Here is a 19,872-nt window from a genome sequence, read left to right on the forward strand (position 1 = left end):
TAAATAATATGAAAAGATATATAGCTAAAATTTGTTTGTCTGTCTGCTGCCTTATCGCCTCCGCTACCGTGGCGATGGCGCAGCGGGAAGTGCTTACCCTGGAACAGGCAATAGATGTGGCGTTGAAAAACAACTACGATATCAGGCTGGCAAAAAACAGCGCGGAAGTAGCGGCTAACGATTTCGCCTATGCGAACTTTGCCTTTGCGCCCCGCCTCAATGCCACCGCCGGTACCAACTGGAGCAATACCGCGCTCAAACAGGAATTTGCCAACGGCAGCAAACGCGATACCAGCGGCATCAAAAGCCGGGTGTTAAATGCCAGCGCTACGCTGAACTGGACGCTATTTGACGGGTTGAAAATGTTTGCCACCCGGGATAAAATAGAGGCCATGAAAAACCTCGGCGAGCTGGCAATCAAAGATCAGATTCAGAATACCATCGCCACCGTCATCGGCGGGTACTACAATATTGTACAGCAAAAGCAGCAGCTGAAAGCGCTGGCCGAGCAGATGTCTATTTCCCAGGAAAGGGTTACCCTTTCGGATGCAAAATTCCAGACGGGGCTCGGGCCTAAAACGGACCTGCTGCAATCCAAGGTGGACCTGAATGCGCAGAAAGCGTTGTACCTGCGCCAGCAAACCATCATCGAGCAGAGCAAAGCCCTGCTGAACCAGCTGATGGCGGTGCCTACCAGCGCTACCTTCTACGATGTTACGGACTCTATCCCCGTTACTGCCAACATCTCCCTCGGGGAACTGCAGGAAAACGTGGCTAAGAACAATACCAGCCTGAAAGTGCAGCAGCAAAACATCGCTATTTCAGCGCTGGCCATCAAGGAAAGCCGGGCGGATTACTTCCCGACCATCTCCTTCAATTCCGTGTATTCGTTTAACAGGAACGTGGCCAATGCCGCTACGAACAACTTCAGCCCGAAATTCAACCGCAACAACGCTTTCAACTATGGCTTTACTGCGGCCATTCCTATTTTCAACGGCTTCAACGTAAAACGCCAGGTGAAAAACGCGCAGCTGAATTACGACTACCAGCGGATCACCATGGAAAACGTGAAATCCCAGGTGGAAGTATCGCTGATCAATGCGTTTAAAGATTATGAATATTATAAACAGGCGCTGGCACTGGAGGAAGAGAACCTGGAACTTGCAAAGGAAAACATGATGGTAGCTTTGGAAAGATTTAAACAAGGCGTGTCCACTACAATAGAGGTTAAACAAGCACAACAAAGCCTGGAAGACTCCTACTACCGGCTGATCCAGGCGCGTTACAACACGAAGCTCGCGGAAACTGAATTGAGGCGGCTCAACGGGTCGATCATTCAATAGACTGATTCAGTGAAAAGAAAAGAGCGCAATGATCGTTGCGCTCTTTTTTATTTGTACTGTTGTTATTGATAGCTGCCCGTCAGCTGGATCAAGCGGTCAGGATAATTGGTGATAATCCCGTCTACTTTCATATCCAGCATACGTTGCAGATCGGCAGTTTCATCCACCGTCCACGGTAATACTTTTACTTTCATGGCATGCGCTTCCGCAATCAGTTCCGGCGTTACGAGCTGGAAGGCAGGACTGTAGATATCCGGCGTGAAGCCGAGGTCCCTGATGTTCTCCGCGAAGGTTTGCTTATTGGCAATCAGCCAGGCAGTGGTTTGTTTGGGATATTTTTTATGCAGTTCCTGCAAGGTACGTTTATCGAACGACTGTATCGTTACCCGCTTAGCGATCTTCTTCTGATTAATCACTTCCATCACCAGCTTTACAAATACATCCGGGGTAGGGTTGAGGCGCCCGTCGGCCTTAGGGTCCGATTTGGTTTCCATGTTATAGTACACCGGTTTCAGGTGATGCTTTTTCACGTAGGCCTCTACGCTGTCGATCAGCTCAGACAGCAGGGGGCGGTAGGTTTTGAATTTCTGTTGCTGCGGAAACCTGTCGTAAGGTTTGGTGCCGGCATCGTATTTCCGGATGCTGTCGTACGGCATGGAATAGAGGATCAGGTCCTTTTGTTCCTCTTTGGAGATCTCCGACCCGTCCGGCTTGCGCATGAATGCGGCGGACATATACGCGTCGTGCGACACCACTACCTTATTATCCGCTGTGATGATGCAGTCCAGCTCCAGCGTGCGTGCGCCCAGCTTTACGGCATTGATCATGGCGGGGATGGTATTTTCCGGCATCAGCCCCATACCGCCGCGGTGCGCCTGCACATCGGGCTTATATTGCGCCTGCGTACCGGCAGCAGTCAGTACGGCGCCCAGTAAGAATGGTACGAAAGTTTTCATGTAATGGCTAATTCATTGTTGTTGAATGACGAAGATACATATTTCAGGATGCGTTACTAAGCGCCGGGTGGCCATATGAAAATCATAAAAATTAATTAACGTACCCTGCCTGCGTCCCACGGTGGGTCATTTATCTGTAAAGCTATGCTGGGAGGGCATGTACTTAACATTGTTATAACATTGGGGTAGTATGTTTATACTATCCAAACACGATCCTGCGAACTTATGTCTGATAGCCCTCTACAAATCAAATTCGAACAACTCTTTGCTACCAACAAAGATAAGATCTACCGGTTTGCGCTCAAGCTTACCGGCGATGATTCGCGGGCGAAGGAAATAACCCAGCAATGCTTTATCCGCCTGTGGGAGAATATGGACAAGGTGAAGGACGGACAGGATATATTCCCGCTCCTGTTTGTATATGTAAAAAACCTCGTGATCGATGAGGCCCGCAAGTATTACCGCGAAAAAGAGATGATCAGCAAAGCCGCCACGGAAGAGCAATCCCGGCCACAGTCGGAAGATGGCGGGGACCGTTACATGATGCGCAAAGAGTTTGACCTGCAGGTATATAAAGTGGTGGGCGCCATGCCGGAGCAGCGCCGCCATGTATATGAGCTTAGCCGCTACCATGGCTATAACCACAAACAGATAGCCGACAAACTTTCCATTTCGGTGGCCACGGTAAAAAGTCACCTGGGCACGGCCCTGCAAACGCTGCGTGAACAATTGCAATCCCATTTCGATATCCACAATTCAAAATAATCATGCGTACCCGACAACTTTTGTTTACCACCGGTATGCTGCTGCTGGCCGCCTGCCGGAAGGACGCCCCCGTAGCGCCGCCCGCTCCCACGGGGCCGGTAACGCAAGCGGAGATCAACGCCTGGATGCTGGATAGCATGCGCTACTTCTACCTCTGGAACCAGGAGCTGCCGGCCAAAGCGGATACGGACCTGCTTCCGCAGCCCTATTTTTACAGTTTGCTCCACCAGCCGGACCCGTTTTCGTACCTGTACAATCCTGACGATCCCGCTACGGTGGCCACTTCCCTGTACCGCAATTACGGGCTAGACATCAGCGTGGTGCAATTGCCGGGTACCGCTGCGCCTGTAGGCGTCGTGAAGCTGGTGGCCAGTGGCGCTACCCTCGCGAAATCTAAGTTTAGCCGTGGCAGTTATATCTCGCGCATCAATGACGTCCCCTTAACTCCTGACAATGCGGGGGAGTTAATTGCTAGGGTGTTGGGAGAAAAAAAAGGCCGCTTTACCCCCGCCACCCGTTCTAACAACGGGTTTACCGATGAAGCTGCCGTGGAGTTAACCTTCGCTTACCCGGCCGAGTCCCCGGTAAACGTGCAACTCTTTACCGCAGCCGGTAAGAAAGTGGGCTACCTGTATTACAATACCTTCGCGGACCGGTATAATACGGACCTGATCAACATCTTCCGGAACTTCGTGAGCAACGGGGTATCGGAACTGATACTGGACCTGCGTTATAACACCGGCGGCAGCATTGCCGCGGCCGCGTTAATGACCGCTTTAATTGCGGACGGCGTGTCCGAAGGCAGCGCATTTATCCAGTTAAGCGGCAATAACCGCCTGGGCAGTTATAAAATGACTTTCGGGGAAACGCTGGCAGTGCCGGAAAGCGGCAGCCCCATTAGCTTCAGCGCCCTGCTGCCGGCAAGGCTACGCCTGCCGCGGGTGTATGTACTTACGGGGCATCAAACCATTTCAGCGGCGGAGTTGGTGATCAATAACCTCAAGCCCTATACGAATGTGATACAGGTGGGCGCTACTACTTACGGTAAGGACAAGGGCGCCATCGTCATCCGGGACCAGCGCAGCCCTAAACGCATCCCCTGGGTGATGCAGCCCATCACCTACCGCCTGGCCAACGCCAATGGCCAGGGCGGTTATACAGCCGGCATTCCCCCGCAGTACGCCGTAGATGAAATGGCCGTACAGCCATTGCCTGCCATCGGCGCCGCCAGCGATGCCCTTATTGCCAAAGCGCTGGCGCTGATCAGCGGCAATGCAAGAAGCGCCGGCAGCGCGCCCTCCGTGCCGGTACTGTATGAGGCCAAACCTGTTATAAACGAAATGATTATCCCGAGAGTAAAATAAAAAGAGCCGCTTCCAGAGGGAAGCGGCTGATTCCAAGGAATGCGAATTGCACACAGTAATTCAACGATTGTCTAAGTTTTTTATAGTCGGTTTATTGCAGTTTAATCGTTTGTGTGATCATCGTGCCTCCATCCCCGTCGTAGATATTGGCAATAAAGTTTCCGTAGGTGGGCACATTGCTCAGTACAAACCTGTTATTGGCATTGGGAATGGCAATGGGTTTACCGGTAGCGGGGTCTATCAGTGTAAGCCAGTACTGCGTTTGCACGGAACCGGTATTGAGCTTCTGCGGCAGGATGAGTATTTCGGAGAAGAACGCTTTATTCTTCACATTTTTAATGGTAGCGATATCCGTAATGGTATTGTTGGACCTTTTCAGGTATTGCAACTGCAGGTCCACGGTATTGTATTTATAAGCGGAGCTCAGATTAAGGTATAGCATGAAAGCCAGCGTATCCTTCACGGCAGGCTTCATATCAATGAAGGTGGAGCTGCCCAGCGATGGCACTGCCAGCACGTTGAAGGTCTGGGTTGTATTGGGCTGCACATTCACGAGTGTATCAATGATCAGCGAATCGGTACCGGCCTTGTAAAAGGCCAGCTTACCTGGCATACCGGCTTTCAGGATGGCAGTTTTACCAAGCTTGTCTGTCAGCGAGTCCAACAGCTTTCCTTCAAACTTAACGTCCATTTTGGGCGTTCCTGCCAGTTGTACCGCCACAAAACTAATCTTTCCAAAATACAGATCGGCAGGTTCAGTTCCTTTCCTACAACCGGTAACCAGTAAAAATAATACCGCAAGAAGCGCTAATGGTTTGAAACACATAAAAATGATTTTTTTAAAAAATGGAACCGGTCAGTAACCGGCTCCAGGTATTAGTATTAAGATTTTATATTAGGATCGGATAGTACCAAACACCTGTGTATGTCTATAAGACTTGCAGCTTTTTAAAAAAGGAGCCGGCCTTTTACCGGCTCCCTGAAAAACCTATATCAACGAACAATTAAAATACAGTCCAGGTAGAAGCCCAGGCCTGACCACCGGAACCAGGACCAAATGCGCCAACAGCAGCAGAGGAAGAGTAATCGAAATCAGCAGCGCTGTTACGATCAAACGGAGCGGATAACCCGATGAACTCATTACCGTAAGATGCAGTGTAAGGCACGTTGGTAGTGCAACCAACATTCATAGTGTAAGCAGTGAAGCTGGCGAAGTTAACTTCAGTTGAAGTTGGATAAATGTAACCTTCTACGCGGTTGTTGCAGAATACATCCACACCGGCAGCGTATTTACCAGGCGTGTTACCTTTCTGGCTATCGAGGGAAACACCCCATCTGTAACCCAGGAATACGGAGTTGCTGATTTCGAACTCAGTATTTCTTCTCAGGTGAGCAGCGCGGCCGTAGATACCGGTACCGGTTGGAGCCTGTGTCTGATCAGCAGCCTGTGCAGGATCAGGAACGCCAATGATGGTAACATAGTTGTACTTAGGACGGGTGATAGGGAGGTTATTGGAACCATCCGCATCGTTATCACTCTCAAAACCGTTAGCCTGGCTGAAGTCAGCACGGGTGCCGTCAGCAAGACCCAGCGCATAAGTGATGGAACCGGTGTAACCGTTGTCAGTATCAAACATATCATCCAGCGCGTCCACAGAGATCAGGTGAGAAGCGTTTACGCAACCGCCGAAGAACTCGAAAGAGTCGTCGTTAGCTTTGTACACTTCGATGTAATCCAGTACTGTACCGTTACCAACGCCACCCAGGGTCAGACCGTTGATTTCGTTGTTTGGTGACAGCTGATAACCAGGATACTCAATACGAACGTATTTCAGGATACCGGAGTTATCGGAATTAATGGTATCGGCAGCGGTAGCATAAGTAGCGCTCGGATCAGTGATACCTTCAATCACTTTGGAAGTCTGCCAGTTAGTTTTAGCGCGGCCCAGGATCACGATACCAGCCCAGTCACCAGACTGTGGGGTAGCGGAAGCGGAAGTGAATACGATTGGCTCAGCAGCAGTACCTTCTGCAATGATTTTGGAACCACGGGTGATGATCAGACCACCGCCCGGAGTACCGCCTACCTGGTGGTTACCTACAGCGCCCAGGATGCGGGTACCTTTTTCGATAGTGATTTTTGCGCCATCTTTTACATAAATCAGTCCGCTCAGGGTGTACACTTTGCAGGACTGGAGATAGATATCAGATGTAATGTTCGTGTTGATAGTACTATCGCCGCAGCTACCTGGAACAGCAGCCAATACCGGGCGGCTAGCCTGGTTTTCTTTTTTACAGGAAGTAGCGAGCATAGCACCAGCAACTGTCATTACTGATAAAGTAGCTACTAATAAGGGTTTCTTGTTCATGGATTTTTTTTTAGAGTTTTCGTTTCGGGTAATTTGAAATTGATACCTGATCAGGGTTATTTTTTACGCGTAATTATTTTGAGTAATTTTTAAAAACGGTAAAGGATGGAAGCATTATACGTTCTGCCGGGGTATGCTTTCAGGTCCACAAAATCTTTTCCATCCTGGTATTGTAAATCGGAGTTTGATGGTTTAAAGCCAGGGTCGTTGGCGATACCGTCAAACTGGTTTTGATATACGATGCTGTAGGCGTTCAATATATTGGCAACGCCCAAACGTATTTCCGCCTTATCCCGCAGCAGGCGGATGGCAATCTGACCATCCAGTGCGTTCAGCGGTTGCTCGTACAAAGCGTTGTTATCAGTAGAGGCGCGGTACAGCTTATTGGAGATGTAGTTATAGTTCAGGCTTACTGAAAAACGGGGCACATCGTAATACAAGCCGGCGTTTAACATATAGGTGCTGGCGCCTGCCTGCGGGCGGTGATCCAGCCATTTGGCCAGCGTTTCCACCCGGTGGAATTTCTTATTTTCATCCTTCTCATAAGTTTCCTCCATGTTACGCACCCAGGAATCCAGGTAGGTAAAGTTGCCATACAGGCTGAAGTTGCGCAATACCGGTACCTGTGTAAAGCCGAATGATTTTTTGATTTCTACTTCCACGCCGTAGTTATCGGCGGATTTGTTGTTTTTCAGGCTGTACACCCTGTTGCTGCCCATTTTGAAAATCTCCATCGGGTAGGCGATCTTTTTCATGAACAGGGAACCGGAGATCAGGTCGCCGGGAGCAGGGTACCACTCGTAGCGGAAATCGAAATTCTTCAACATGCTGGAACGGATGACGTTCTGCGACATGTACTCGCCGCCCAGTTCCCAGTCATATTCCCGGAAGTAGGCCAGCTCGCGGATATCCGGGCGGATGATACTTTCGGAATAGGCCAGGCGCAGGTTCATGGCAGGCGTAATGCTATAGATCAGATTTGCTGACGGGAAAACATGCCAGTTGGATTCCTGGTTAAACAACTCGCTGAAGTCAGCATCCGGCTCCTTGGCTATCAGCTCGTCCATCCTTACTTTGAGCAGGTGGTTGATGCCGTCCAGCGGGAGGTTTTCCGCACGTACGCCCCATACCAGCCGGAATTTTCCGAATTTGTTATCCAGCATGGCGTACAGCGCATGCAGGGTAACGTTGGCATTGAAGTCATCTCCATCGGTAGCCATGTTCACCAGCACGGTAGAATCGTCGAAGAAGTGGGAAAGCGGCTGCGGCAGCTGCACCGGCGTGGTTCTTTTACTGCCGGAGTTCAGCACGTAGAACAGCCGGTCCTTATTCCAGCCGGCATAGCCCACTTTGGCCAGGTTTTCCAGCGGCCCGAGTTTGAATGGGGCGGATACGGCCAGGTCCCAGGAGAAATTCTTTTCCTTTACGCGGCTGTACCAGCGCAGGGAGCCGTCGTTATTAATACCGGAAGCGCCGGTGATGCTGATGGAGTTGATAGGCGTGGTGGAGTCGTAGGCGGAGGCGCCCGTTACCACGCGGTTATCAGGCCGGATCTTGTCCAGTGTCAGGTAATTGGCGTTCCATTTTACTTTTATGCCCTGGTTGCCGATGGCGTGTTCGCCTTTGAGCTGCTGCTGGAAAATTTTATTCTGCACGGCCAGATCGCGCACGCCGGCGGTGTTGGGGCCACTTTCATCGTGGTGGCCGCGCACGATGATCAATTGCTGCTCCAGGGATTGCATATACAGCGATTGATAGCTGATTTTATTTTTTGCATTGCGGTAACCGATGCCAAACACGCCGTTCAGGTTGGCGCTGAAGCCATAGCGGTATCCGCGCGCATATTCGTTCGCGCCGGTATTGTCGCGGTCAAAGTTGGTAAAACCATCCCTACCGTACACCAGCTCCTGGGTAGCGAAGGTATTCCGGTATCCTGCGGCGGCTACCATACCGAAGTGGCTGTTGAACACTTTCCCGCCGGACAGCTGGAAGTTGGGAGAAACCGGTGCGTTCATGCCGGTGAGCTTCCAGTTATTCGCAAAATAGGGTTTGCTTTTATCCCAGTTGGCGGCAGCGTCCATCATTTCCTGGCGGGAGTTCCAATCTGTTTTGCCCATCCACTGGCGGTGGTCGGAAATACGGCCCAGGTATTCCTTGCCTTCCAGGGGTAGTGTGACAAAAGTTTTGCCGGTGGTTTTATCGTTGTAGCTGGCGCCTGCGTTGATGTTGAAGAAACTCTCCGTAGGGATGTCGAGCGTATTCACTTCCACGAGGCCGCCGCCGAATTCGGCGCTGCGGTCCGGCGTCAGCGTTTTTACTACGGTTACATTTTCAATGACGCTGGACGGGATGATTTCGTAATTGAAATTCTTGCGGTTCATTTCCGTGCTGGGCATTACCTGCCCGTTCAGCACTGCCTGGTTATAGCGTTCGCTGAGGCCGCGCACCACTACGAATTTATTATCGATGGTGGAGAGGCCGGTTACCCGCTTCAGCACCTCCCCCACGTTTTTATCAGGGGTACGGCCGATCTGCTCGGCGCTGATACCGTCGATCATGCCGGCGCTGTTCTTTTTGATGGCGTACAGGCCTTCCACGGAAGCGCGTTTATACGTTCCCGTTACGGTGACGCCTTTGAGGGTGGCATTACTGGTTTTCAGCACTACATTGATGGGGGTAGCGTTTTTCGGCGTCACCTCCACGCCGGTTATTTTGTGGGAATCGTAAGAGATAAAGGAAAAAGTGATGTCGTAGGTACCGGCTTCCAGGGGCAGGTCGAAAGTACCGTCGATATTTGTCACGGTGCCGGCGCCGTTGCTAACGGAAACGGTTACACCGGGCAGCGGTTCGTTCTTCGTGTCCAGCACCTTACCGGTAAGGCGGCCCTGGGCGCGGTTGGCCGGGCGGTCCGCCCTGCCTTTTTTGATGGCGATAGTGGAGGCCCCGGTCATCTCGATATCCACAGGACTGTTATAATCCAGGTATTCCAATACCGTGTTTAAAGGGGTTGCTGAAAATTTAACAGCGGCCACCTGGCATTGCTGCAAATATTCAGGGTCATATACGAAAGTATAAGGAGTTTGTTTTTGGAGAGCTTTCACGATTTCTCCGGCATTCGCATTACTGAACTGAAGGGATACTTTGTCGTGCAAGGCTTTGTACGACTGTGACTGTGCGGTTCCCACTGTGCATGTGAGCATACACATCGACAGTATTTTCACAGGCATGGCGGCGCCTGTACAAAATCTGTGTAAAGAATTTTGCATACTTCTTAGCTATTAATAATTGATGATTATGCTACTTCTTCGACGATATCAGGTAAGTGCCATCGTTCACACGGGTACATTTCAGCTCATGCACATAGGCCAGGGTAGCGAGAATTTCTCCGATAGGGGTATCCGCACTGAAATTGCCTGATATTTTTTTTGCTGCCAGTTTTTTATCTGTCAGGGTTATTTTGCATCCTTCGCGCTGTTGTAGCCGGGTAAGCACATCAGCTAACGTGGTCCTGTTAAAAACGATCCTATTCTCTTTCCAGTCGAGTATTTCTTTTTCATCAAAGCCGGTGGTATTGGGGTTGGGCTCTCCTTTGCTGGTGAGCATTTCCCCTGGCATCAGCACTTTCGTATAGCCGTTGGCGCCGGAAACGGCGATCTTACCTTCGAGCAGGCTGATCTGGATGCTGCTATCCGCGCGGCTCACGGTGGATATATGAAAGGTGGTACCGAGTACGCGGGTAGTCAGGAAGCGGGTGTGCACATTAAAGGGCTGTTTGGCGTTGCTGACTACTTTGAATAAGGCTTCGCCTTCCAGCCAGAGGTCGCGGCCATGTACGTTATAATCCGCCGTATAACCCAGGCGGCTGTTGGCGTTGAGCCATACCTGCGACCCGTCCGGCATGTTATAGACCTGCACATGGTTCGTGTTATTATACAGCGTATCCATGCCGGCGGCTACTGCTGCCTTAGGGGTAAACTTCATGTTTTGCCCTGCCAGCACGATGAGCCCGGCTACCACTGCCGCAGCGGCGGCGGCCCACCATAGGCGGTGTACTTTCTTTTCAGGTTTGTCAGCATCCTGCCAGGTATCAGTGAGCAGCTCGTCCAGTTCAGGCGTGGCGGTTTGCTCAAGGTAGGCTTCCACGAGGAGGCGCTCCTGCTCGGAGCAGTCGCCCTGGAAGTACTTTTCTAATATGGCTCTGTTGATGTGCATACACATAGAGTACGTTTGCAGGCAAGAAAGGTATGAGTGTAAAAAGTGGACTTAACAATTTGGTAATAAAAGGGGTAATTTTTCGGGGAGCTGTAAGGAGGGGTGTACCATAGGGCGGCGGGGGTGCCGGCGGCATGGGGAGGACGGATGATTGTGGAGAGGACGGGATTGTAGTGCAATGGCGGCGCTGGATCTCTCCCACTAAAACTTGAAAGGAATAATTACACCCCAAGCCGGGATCGAAGCAGGGGATGTGGATAAAGGAGTGGGGGAGGGATGCCGGCCAGGCGGGCGCCTGACCGGTATGTGATACTATTACCAGCATGCACCAATTTCCTCCAACCAAAAGTCTTCAAAAAAAGTATTATCCGGCCACACCCATGCATAATGATTATTCCATATATCACCAGTAACCCAGTAGGTTTCTATACATCTGAATATTGCTGTTTCGCAAATGCCATTTACCATCCTTTTATATGGCCCTGTACACAATGACACCGGCACCAGTTCCTGCCACATAGGTAAGCGACCGTTAGCAGGTAATTTGGATGCATCTATGCTTAGCCATAGCTTGGCATTTTCGGCAGAAATACATTTATCATCATCAGGTATCGCACTGAGGTCCAAGGCTTCAAAATAGCCTTCACTCACCTTTTGCCTTATCTCTTTGTGTGTTACCAGATAGTTCGATTGGGTTAGCCAAAATTTGCTGGCTTGCCATATACTGTTACACAAGGAAGGATTCACTCCGAATACTGCGTTAAATGACATCTGTGCGTTGGCCAGATTGCAAAGGATACAAAGGCTAATCACTGCTGTAATCTTTTTCATAGATGATATGCGTCTGTCAAAAGGATAATATTTAATAGAAGATTATTGCTTTCTAGCTTCTTCCAGTATCTCGAGTCGCTTCAGAATTGCTGACAACTGGGCTTTCAATACCTCATTTTCATGTTTCAGGCCCCGATTTTCCTCGCTCAGCTCCTGAACTGCCTTCATGGTAATAGCCAGGGAGCTGTTGGTATCAAATTTATCATGGGCTTTGGTCGCAAAGTGCCAGTCAGTACTATCCGCGATGATACCCACGCGGAGGTTATCTTCCTTATCATCCTTATAGACAAACTGCTTAATCTTCACGTTGTTGATTAATGGCAATGCAGGCTCATTGAAATCTGCAATGTCCTTTTTCAGGCTGGCTTTAGATGATTGGTAAAAGCCGTTTGCGAAAATGTTGCCATTACCATCCCGTTGAACGAGGTAGTTGGCAACGGAGGCGGTGGAAAAAAGTAGGTTGCCCGCATGATAAATGGTATTATTATCAATTGTCGGCGTCCCTGTACTTGGCACATTCAGTTTCGATCCTCCAGGTCCTACCTGCAACGTTCCGTCTGTACGCATAATACCTGTTTCATGGTAAAAGGACTTATTGTTATATACACGTACCCATAGGTTGTCTTGCATGAACAGACCGCCACCATAATCTTCGAAATAAATACCAGCAGGTCCTCTAGTCCTGATCCATTGATTACAGGTAATTCCCTGATTATCTATTTGAACTTTGGCCTGATCGTCGCCGGTAATGAATACGAAGCCGCGGTTTAAATGTTTCATCCGGAAGTACATGTTATAGTCATTACTTCCTAAAGTGGATATTCCGGCCCAGCCAGGACTTGCATACGTCATATAGTCTGCACTGCTCATAGTAATGCTATACTCGTCACTACCATCCCAAAAGCGGATTCCATGTTGATTCCCATGATGGAAATTCAATAAATTACCATCAAATAAGCCATTATTATTACGCAATTTAAACGAACCTGCCTCTATTCCGGCGTTAGTAGCACTTCCCCGGGAGGTAACACTTTCCAATGTTTCACCATTTTCAGGAGAACCTATAAAGCGGCGTACGGTACCAGCATCTACGGGGCGGATAAAATTGTCTGCACTACCAAAAATCCTGGTAATTGTACCATTCGACTCTGTAGGGGCAGTAGTATTAAAATAAGTGCCAAAGATATAGCCGTTACCATCCCGTGTTACAATGGAGCTACCAACGGGCGACATGCTTTGGCCAAACCCATCCAGCAGGTTTGCGTCAAGGCCGGAACCGGCGCCATCATTGTCGGAGCGCCACACCAGCCCGTCCACTCCATTGTCCTGCCTGGTACGTAATTCTCCAGCCGCATTCATGTATAAAGCAAGTCCACGCGTTTCGGGAATATGAAAACCATAGGAAGGGAATTTATTGTTACGCGCCTCGTAGTTTCCAAAGGCGAATAAACCGTTATTCATATCCACTGTTTTAACAGATGAAATCGTATTCTTCACCGTAATTAAGCTATCTGTTTCAGCAGAACGGGCTGTTACGGATGCCAGTGTTTCGCCATTGGAGGGTATTCCCAGGAACCTTTTAACAGATGTGGCATCAACGGGCCTGATGAAGTTGTCATAGCTACCGAATAACCTGGATAGGGCAACATTTTCTTCCGTAGTTGCCTGCGTATTATAATAATTAGCATAAAGATGGCCCGTTCCATCACGGACAGCAACTGAATAGAGATTCGGGCTGACTGCCGGCGGCATGCCCTGCAATAGATCGGCATCAAGACCTGAGCCTGCCCCATCGTTGCCGGCGTGCCAGATTGCAGAACCTGTAATGAATATATTTGGTACATTGAAATTAAAGTAATAACCAGTCCATTTCGCAATTCTTTGATTATTGGAATACAGCGTTATTTCGCCGTCTCCATCTGAGTTAAGGCCGGTATCGTGATCCCCTATGGCCAGAGAGATAGCAGGAGGTAATGGTTCTCCATTAGGTTGGTTAACATTATGGACAAATAATCTGGCCGGAGTAGAATTATTTCTCGCTGTAACCGATGCCAGGTTATCCACTTCCTGGAAAGAAGGTTTGTTGGTAATATTATCCCAGTTGATCTGGATAGCGCCTGGTGTGGTTAGGGAAGTTTTAGTTGCAAACTTTGCGTCAGCATAGTCTTTGAAGAGCAATTCCCTCCAGGAACTCCATGCCGTTTGGGTATCATCCTGTGTTCTTAGGAATACTCCATTTACTCCATTTAGTTCGCCGTTCCAATTCACTGCCATTTGGTACCCGGTTTTTCCATATTTCACTGTATGTCCTATATAATATTTGTACAGGCCTGCTTCATTTACCACTGCCTGATCAGAGACCGAAGGCATATCATGTGTATCGTAGGCAAAAAAACCAGTAATGGCATTACTTCGATAATCATTGAATAGCGTAAGGGTATTGTCCGGAATATATTTAAAAGGTTCAGGAGAAGGAAAAGAGTACACTACCCCACGTTTTATGTATTTAATTGAGTCCAGGAAACTAAAGATTGTGTCCACACCATTCCCGATGCCTGGCAAGGCGCTTAGGTCGAGGGTATCCTGGCCGACAATGGCAATACGCGATGCGCCCAAGCTCTGTAGCTTTAATTTGCGGAACTCCGTACGGCCGGCACCTTTGTTAAACAGAAAACCATCAACTTTCTGGGTTCTGTTTTCCAGAATCAGTTCGGCTGTATCACAAACGTTGTAGATGCGTACGCTGTCGGCCCGGATCTGATATACCTTTTGTGCAAACGAAACCTTACTTACGAGTAACAGGATAATAAAAAGGGATAAATTTTTCATTTACTTATCAATAAATAATTCACAAAGAGTTAACTATATTAAGGGGCCCGATAGTGATGGGCCCGATATTAAATTTTTAAAGTTGGTGTTGTTTTTCTAAAGCCTCCAGCCGTTTCATAATTTCTGTCTGCGTCCGGCGAAAGGTTTCAACCTGAGCTTTCAACGCTGAATTTTGATTCCGAAGCTCATCGTTTTGTTTACTTAGCTCCTGTACCGCTTTCATCGTGATGGCCAGGGAGCTGTTGGTATCGAACCTGTCGTGAGCCCGGGTAGAAAAGTGCCAGTCAGTACTGTCGGCAATGATACCAACGTGCAGGTTATCCTCCTTATCATCTTTATAGAAAAACTGTTTAATTTTTACATTGTTCAGCAATGGCAGTGCGGGCTCATTGAAATCAGTAATATTTCTTTTCAGGCTTGCTTTGGAGGACTGGTAAAAGCCGTTGGCAAAAATATTGGCATTTGCGTCACGCTGGACGAGGTTGTTAGCAATGGAGGTGGTGGAGTTAGGAGGAAGGTTTCCTGTATGGTAGATCTGGAACCCGTCGATAGTAGGAGCTCCGTTAAGGGGAACATTCAGTTTGGATCCATTATCTCCTACCTGAAGCGTGCCATCGGTACGCAGGATGCCGCCATTGGGTACATAAAAGGACTTATTACCGTAAGTCCTTATCCAGGTGGGATCTTCCATGTAGAAGCCTCCGCCAAAATCTGCAAAGAATAAACCGTTATTTCCAGCAATCCAAAGGCCGTGATTATCAATCTGGACTTTGGGCTGCTCATCTCCGGTAATGAACACAAAACCCCTATTGTTCCATTGCATGCGGAAATACATGTTGAAATCATTGCCCGGTTCGGTCGTCAAGCGTCTCCAGCTGGGTGTGACGGCTGCCATGTTATCGGCATAAGCCATGCTGATACTATAATAATCCTGGCCATCCCAAAACCTGATGCCGTTTCGATCACCCTGCTGGAGATTTAAGAAGGAACCATCGAAGGAGCCTCTGTTTTCGAGAAATTTCAAGGAGCCCCCGCAGACTACTGGTTTTGCGAAATAAAATTCAGGAAGTGTAGTAAAGAAATGCGAAAATTGGGCATTTCCGGCTCCTATTTGCGTCGTACCGTATCCGTTCTGTATATTCAAATAAGCATCAGGAGATGACAAGGTCAGCCCAGCCGTACTGTTGGAAAATTTGACTCCTGGCATTTGCAACAGATAATCAGTACTGCTGCCTCTTGCTGTTACGCTTTGCAAAGTTTCACCGCCAGGTGCAATTGCAGGTTTATTAAAAATATTTTCCCAATTTATTTGAGATGTGCCGGCAGTAGACAGGGAAATGTTAGTAGCATACTTTCCATCAGCGTAGTCCTTAAACAGTAATTCACGCCACGCTCCCCACTCTTTTTTGGTATCATCAGCGATCCGAAGAAATGCACCTTTAGGGCCATACAGCTCTCCATCCCAATTGACAGCCATTTGATAGCCTGCATCTCCAAACCTGATCACATGTCCGATATAATAATCCTTTAATGTACCCGGATTAATTTGTGCCTGATCTGATACCGGCGGCATATCCGGGACTTGATAGGCCCAGAATCCAGTAATGGCGCCTGGCCTGAAACTGGTAAAAGGTGCAGTGGTACCATCAGGGATAAATTTAAATGGTTCCGGAGAGGGGAAAGTGTAGACCTTTCCCATTTTCATGTATTTTATAGAATCCTCAAAGCTATAGATACTATCAATACCACTACCAATCCCAGGCAGCGCACTTAAGTCCAGCGTGTCTTGACCAACAATTGCAATACGCGACGCTCCAACAGTTTCCAGCTTCAGCTTCCGGAATTCTGTACGGCCGGCGCCTTTATTAAATAAAAATCCATCAATCTTTTGTGTCCGGTTTTCCAGAATCAATTCAGCGGTATCACAAACGTTGTAAATACGGACGCTGTCGGCCCTGATCTGATAGACCTTCTGTGCAAATAACATCCTGGTTATAAAAAAAAGGACAATAAATAGGGATAATCTTTTCATTTTTGACGATGATAAAAACTGATGAGTTAACTAAATATGAACTTCCCAGGTTTAGGACATCTATATACAAACTTGTCGAGCATAGGACTTCACATGTAGTATTTAATTACATTCTTTAATAACCAATATCCCCTCAAAATGCTTCACAACAGTGCTTACACTGGCTCATCAATCTGGCAGCGGTTAACAACGATGTTTAATATTTTCTTAAGTATAGGCTTATGGTTACGCAACGGTAAAAGTACATCAAAATTATTGTAACTGGTATAGCACAAAAGTGAGTTTTCTGAACAAGATGGGTTGGGGTTACAAACTTGTTTCAACTACTTTTTCTCCAGGGCGTCCAACCTACTGAGTACATCAGCTAAGGTAGATTTTAGCTGCTGATTTTCTTTTTGCAGGGAATCATTCTTTTCTGATAATTCCTGGACACTACGAACAAGTAATCCCACAGCAGAGGCATGATCAACACCTTGTTTTCCGGATGCAGACATCTCTTCAGGGACTTCGTCAGCGATAAAGCCGATATATATTTTATTACTGGAATCAGCTTTATATCTGAATGTACGTACCTGGGCTTCCTTCAAAATTGCCAACGCGGACCGGGAGAAAGGGGCAATATCTTTTTTCAAACTCCTTAGGGAAGTTTGTGTAATGCCAGTTGCCTGAACAGCGCCGGTAGCTATAATGTTGCCTCCCTTATCAATTGTCACCATGGGTGTAAGTTCTCTCGGATAAAATATACCAGTCGAAGGTGGGGTAACTGCCATACCTATTATGAGATTTCCATCGTTATTTAATCCCTGCCCCCAATTCAGGTATCCTGACTGGGTAAATGACAGGTAGGATAGATTTCCTCCTCTGGCGCGGGTAATACCAAATGGGGAATAGGCATATGTATCCGGAATCAGCCCTTCATCTACAACTTCCCCCGCTGAAACGGTCGCCCTTCCGGACAAGTAAATATTTGCCGGCTGTGGGTTTACATACTGGTTTTTTATAAAGTCATTTTCACCATTTACTATTTCACCCTCGGTATTTGTACGCAATAACCCATAAGATTTATGGTTATTGAGCATCAGTCTCCCGAAAAACCGGTGTCGGTTACTTTTCCCTGCCACAGTGGTGGTATCCGCCAGCACATAGTTCATATTGGCGCCGCCATAATCGATGTACCCTCCCCGCGTTCCATCTGCCAAATAAAAGCCAATCGAGCCAGAGGATGCTTCCATACTGGCGAAGGCTTCTTCCAGCTTTGTATAGCCATAGAGCCCGGGCCGGCCAAATGAAGCAGCGCCACCTACATTAAGTCTTTCAACTGCCCCTGCGCCATTTCCGATCGTAACGTTTCCATATCCATTAATAATAAAATGGGGTAGCATTGTCCAGCTTCCATACCCATTTGAGCCACCCAGGATAAATGAGTTTTCTGTATTGATACCCATTTGCCAAACTTTTTGTCCTAACCGGCTTAGAGCAATATAGGCAAGGTCGCCGGCCAGGTCACCCGGGCGTGTGACGCCCAAAGGCGCGTAGGCTTTTGTGTCCGGCCCTGTTACATTATCGCTGACCTGAAGCACACTCAAAATGCCTTCACCTTTTAGCCTGAATGAAGCTATCTGGTCGGAAAATGCCTGATTTCGTATGAAATCAGCACTATTAATTGTCAGTCCGGTGAGCAGGGATAAATCTATTGTATCCTGCCCGGGGATAGCAATTTTAGAATCACCTACCTGCTCAAGGCGTATGCGCCGAAACTCTGTTCGACCTTTACTTTTGTTATACAGATAACCAATCGTATCCTGGGTACAGTTTTCCAGTATAAGTTCAGCGGTGTCGCATATATTATAAATCCGGACGCTGTCAGCACGAATTTGATATATTTTTTGAGCGGAAAGGGTATTAAAAGTTACCAATAGGGCAAGGGAGAGAAATAAATACTTCATAGTTTAAATCCGATAATATTAAATGGATATCAGCCAGGCAATAGGATAACATAATTTTCCCGGATGCAATTTTATATAAAAACCGTGATTTCAAATAACTGTAAATTTCCATTGTTATCCTGATATATAAAAGTTGCCCGCAGCTTTTAAATTGTATTATTTTTACAGGCAATACTCACATTACCCAAGAATAGCTACAGTCGACAGCGCCAGGTTTGTCATGACATCTCATGCCTATTGCAGCGCATTAGTATTTAATTCGCTTTTTATCGACCTGTTTAAGTATCAAAATCTATGAAATTCACGCTAGCAATGGTCTGCCTGTTTGTATCCCTGTGGACGAGTGCACAGAACTTTTTACCTTCTCACAGTTTCATCCGTCAAAAAGTCGCGGAAGGATTTTTCACCCAGAAAAGTAACGCAAGTATCCCTGATGATGGCTTCTGTATCACCTCGCTGGAAGCCAAATCCTGGTTGTATATTGATGAAACTCTACTTCCATCGGATGGCAGGATGCCCTGGTTCTCGGAATTGGTGCCACTGATACCGGCACACCCATTATATCCGGTTACCTGTAACTATTTAACCACTTCAGTGGCCTCCACTCCTAATGCTGACTTTACTTCATGTGGCACTTATATATATGCCCCAGGGTTCGACCCTGCCTACTTATACGGAAGCAGCAGAACCCTGATCGACCCTTCGAATGTGTACTGGATCGGCGATCCCCGGAATTGTAGTATGGGTCAGTACTATCCCGGGTATGTATCCGAAGGCCCGCTCAATCGGTGCGGGATTTCATATAATACCCCAAATAACGACGGCAGCTGGAAATACATTACTATTACTATAGGCGCGTCTGAAGACAAAATTTACTATATCGGTGTTGGAGGTACAGGTGATTTCCGGGTATTTCTGGACCAGCAACTGGTAGTTCGTACCGACCTGCAAAGCGCTTACTATGAAAACTATAAAAATTGGCATATAATACCGGTAAATTTAACTGCAGGGACTCATACGTTTAAAGTAGGGTCACAGGATTATGGGCAACAGCAGGTTTTGGGGTTCGAGGTGTATGACAATAGAGAAGATGAGATAATGGCAGCGTCCGGGGTTTATATGTTGAATGTATTGTATAGTACGAAGAATGGGAGGGGAAGTGTGGGGTGGTGTAGGTAGGGGAGGAAGGTCATTCAAGTCACCTCCGGCTGATTTGGGGGGACTA

At 47.9% G+C, this 19,872-nt stretch carries 13 protein-coding genes; 4 read left to right on the top strand and 9 right to left on the bottom strand.

Annotated features, from left to right (window positions below):
• Positions 1-8: 8 nt before the first annotated feature.
• Positions 9-1,343 carry a TolC family protein gene (locus tag BOC67_RS15410; protein WP_291911484.1) on the top strand — a complete coding sequence of 445 codons (1,335 nt, stop codon included), beginning with the start codon at positions 9-11 and terminating at the stop codon, positions 1,341-1,343.
• Between the two features lie 62 nt (positions 1,344-1,405).
• Here BOC67_RS15410 and BOC67_RS15415 read toward each other — a convergent pair whose 3' ends face one another.
• Positions 1,406-2,299, bottom strand: coding sequence for a glycerophosphodiester phosphodiesterase family protein (locus tag BOC67_RS15415; protein ID WP_291911485.1), 894 nt, complete (start codon positions 2,297-2,299; stop codon positions 1,406-1,408).
• Between the two features lie 225 nt (positions 2,300-2,524).
• On the opposite strand from BOC67_RS15415, the gene BOC67_RS15420 reads away from it, so the two are divergent.
• Together BOC67_RS15420 and BOC67_RS15425 are read left to right on the top strand one after the other, a co-directional pair.
• Positions 2,525-3,064, top strand: a complete 540-nt coding sequence (locus BOC67_RS15420) for an RNA polymerase sigma-70 factor (protein ID WP_291911487.1) — start codon at positions 2,525-2,527, stop codon at positions 3,062-3,064.
• Between the two features lie 2 nt (positions 3,065-3,066).
• Positions 3,067-4,428 carry a S41 family peptidase gene (locus BOC67_RS15425; RefSeq protein WP_291911488.1) on the top strand — a complete coding sequence of 454 codons (1,362 nt, stop codon included), beginning with the start codon at positions 3,067-3,069 and terminating at the stop codon, positions 4,426-4,428.
• Between the two features lie 91 nt (positions 4,429-4,519).
• Here BOC67_RS15425 and BOC67_RS15430 read toward each other — a convergent pair whose 3' ends face one another.
• The 8 genes from BOC67_RS15430 to BOC67_RS15465 form a co-directional block, all read right to left on the bottom strand.
• Positions 4,520-5,149 (bottom strand): hypothetical protein, encoded by a 630-nt coding sequence (locus BOC67_RS15430; protein ID WP_291911490.1) that lies wholly within the window; start codon positions 5,147-5,149, stop codon positions 4,520-4,522.
• A 283-nt stretch (positions 5,150-5,432) separates the two neighbouring features.
• Positions 5,433-6,797, bottom strand: coding sequence for a hypothetical protein (locus BOC67_RS15435; RefSeq protein WP_291911491.1), 1,365 nt, complete (start codon positions 6,795-6,797; stop codon positions 5,433-5,435).
• A gap of 89 nt (positions 6,798-6,886) precedes the next feature.
• Complete coding sequence (locus BOC67_RS15440) at positions 6,887-9,997, bottom strand: TonB-dependent receptor (RefSeq protein WP_291911492.1); 3,111 nt, start codon at positions 9,995-9,997, stop codon at positions 6,887-6,889.
• Positions 9,998-10,094: 97 nt separating this feature from the next.
• The gene (locus BOC67_RS15445) at positions 10,095-11,009 is read right to left on the bottom strand and encodes a FecR family protein (RefSeq protein ID WP_291911493.1); all 915 of its coding nucleotides are present in this window, start codon (positions 11,007-11,009) and stop codon (positions 10,095-10,097) included.
• A 315-nt stretch (positions 11,010-11,324) separates the two neighbouring features.
• The gene (locus BOC67_RS15450; protein ID WP_291911494.1) at positions 11,325-11,840 is read right to left on the bottom strand and encodes a hypothetical protein; all 516 of its coding nucleotides are present in this window, start codon (positions 11,838-11,840) and stop codon (positions 11,325-11,327) included.
• A gap of 42 nt (positions 11,841-11,882) precedes the next feature.
• The gene (gene pilV, locus BOC67_RS15455; protein WP_291911495.1) at positions 11,883-14,669 is read right to left on the bottom strand and encodes a tail fiber domain-containing protein; all 2,787 of its coding nucleotides are present in this window, start codon (positions 14,667-14,669) and stop codon (positions 11,883-11,885) included.
• A 76-nt stretch (positions 14,670-14,745) separates the two neighbouring features.
• The gene (locus BOC67_RS15460) at positions 14,746-16,701 is read right to left on the bottom strand and encodes a tail fiber domain-containing protein (protein WP_291911496.1); all 1,956 of its coding nucleotides are present in this window, start codon (positions 16,699-16,701) and stop codon (positions 14,746-14,748) included.
• A 323-nt stretch (positions 16,702-17,024) separates the two neighbouring features.
• Positions 17,025-18,647 carry a tail fiber domain-containing protein gene (locus tag BOC67_RS15465; RefSeq protein ID WP_291911497.1) on the bottom strand — a complete coding sequence of 541 codons (1,623 nt, stop codon included), beginning with the start codon at positions 18,645-18,647 and terminating at the stop codon, positions 17,025-17,027.
• Positions 18,648-18,941: 294 nt separating this feature from the next.
• On the opposite strand from BOC67_RS15465, the gene BOC67_RS15470 reads away from it, so the two are divergent.
• Entirely contained in the window at positions 18,942-19,826 is an 885-nt protein-coding gene (locus BOC67_RS15470; RefSeq protein WP_291911498.1) for a hypothetical protein, read from the top strand.
• The last annotated feature ends 46 nt before the right edge of the window (positions 19,827-19,872 follow it).

The sequence above is a fragment of the Chitinophaga sp. CB10 genome (genome assembly GCA_001870995.2).
GTDB lineage: Bacteria > Bacteroidota > Bacteroidia > Chitinophagales > Chitinophagaceae > Chitinophaga.

Excerpts from the sequence above, each read along its gene's own strand:
- BOC67_RS15410 (WP_291911484.1), top strand. The coding sequence starts at position 9 with ATGAAAAGATATATAGCTAAAATTTGTTTGTCTGTCTGCTGCCTTATC.
- BOC67_RS15415 (WP_291911485.1), bottom strand. The coding sequence starts at position 2,299 with ATGAAAACTTTCGTACCATTCTTACTGGGCGCCGTACTGACTGCTGCC.
- BOC67_RS15420 (WP_291911487.1), top strand. The coding sequence starts at position 2,525 with ATGTCTGATAGCCCTCTACAAATCAAATTCGAACAACTCTTTGCTACC.
- BOC67_RS15425 (WP_291911488.1), top strand. The coding sequence starts at position 3,067 with ATGCGTACCCGACAACTTTTGTTTACCACCGGTATGCTGCTGCTGGCC.
- BOC67_RS15435 (WP_291911491.1), bottom strand. The coding sequence starts at position 6,797 with ATGAACAAGAAACCCTTATTAGTAGCTACTTTATCAGTAATGACAGTT.
- BOC67_RS15440 (WP_291911492.1), bottom strand. The coding sequence starts at position 9,997 with ATGCTCACATGCACAGTGGGAACCGCACAGTCACAGTCGTACAAAGCC.
- BOC67_RS15445 (WP_291911493.1), bottom strand. The coding sequence starts at position 11,009 with ATGCACATCAACAGAGCCATATTAGAAAAGTACTTCCAGGGCGACTGC.
- BOC67_RS15450 (WP_291911494.1), bottom strand. The coding sequence starts at position 11,840 with ATGAAAAAGATTACAGCAGTGATTAGCCTTTGTATCCTTTGCAATCTG.
- pilV (WP_291911495.1), bottom strand. The coding sequence starts at position 14,669 with ATGAAAAATTTATCCCTTTTTATTATCCTGTTACTCGTAAGTAAGGTT.
- BOC67_RS15460 (WP_291911496.1), bottom strand. The coding sequence starts at position 16,701 with ATGAAAAGATTATCCCTATTTATTGTCCTTTTTTTTATAACCAGGATG.
- BOC67_RS15465 (WP_291911497.1), bottom strand. The coding sequence starts at position 18,647 with ATGAAGTATTTATTTCTCTCCCTTGCCCTATTGGTAACTTTTAATACC.
- BOC67_RS15470 (WP_291911498.1), top strand. The coding sequence starts at position 18,942 with ATGAAATTCACGCTAGCAATGGTCTGCCTGTTTGTATCCCTGTGGACG.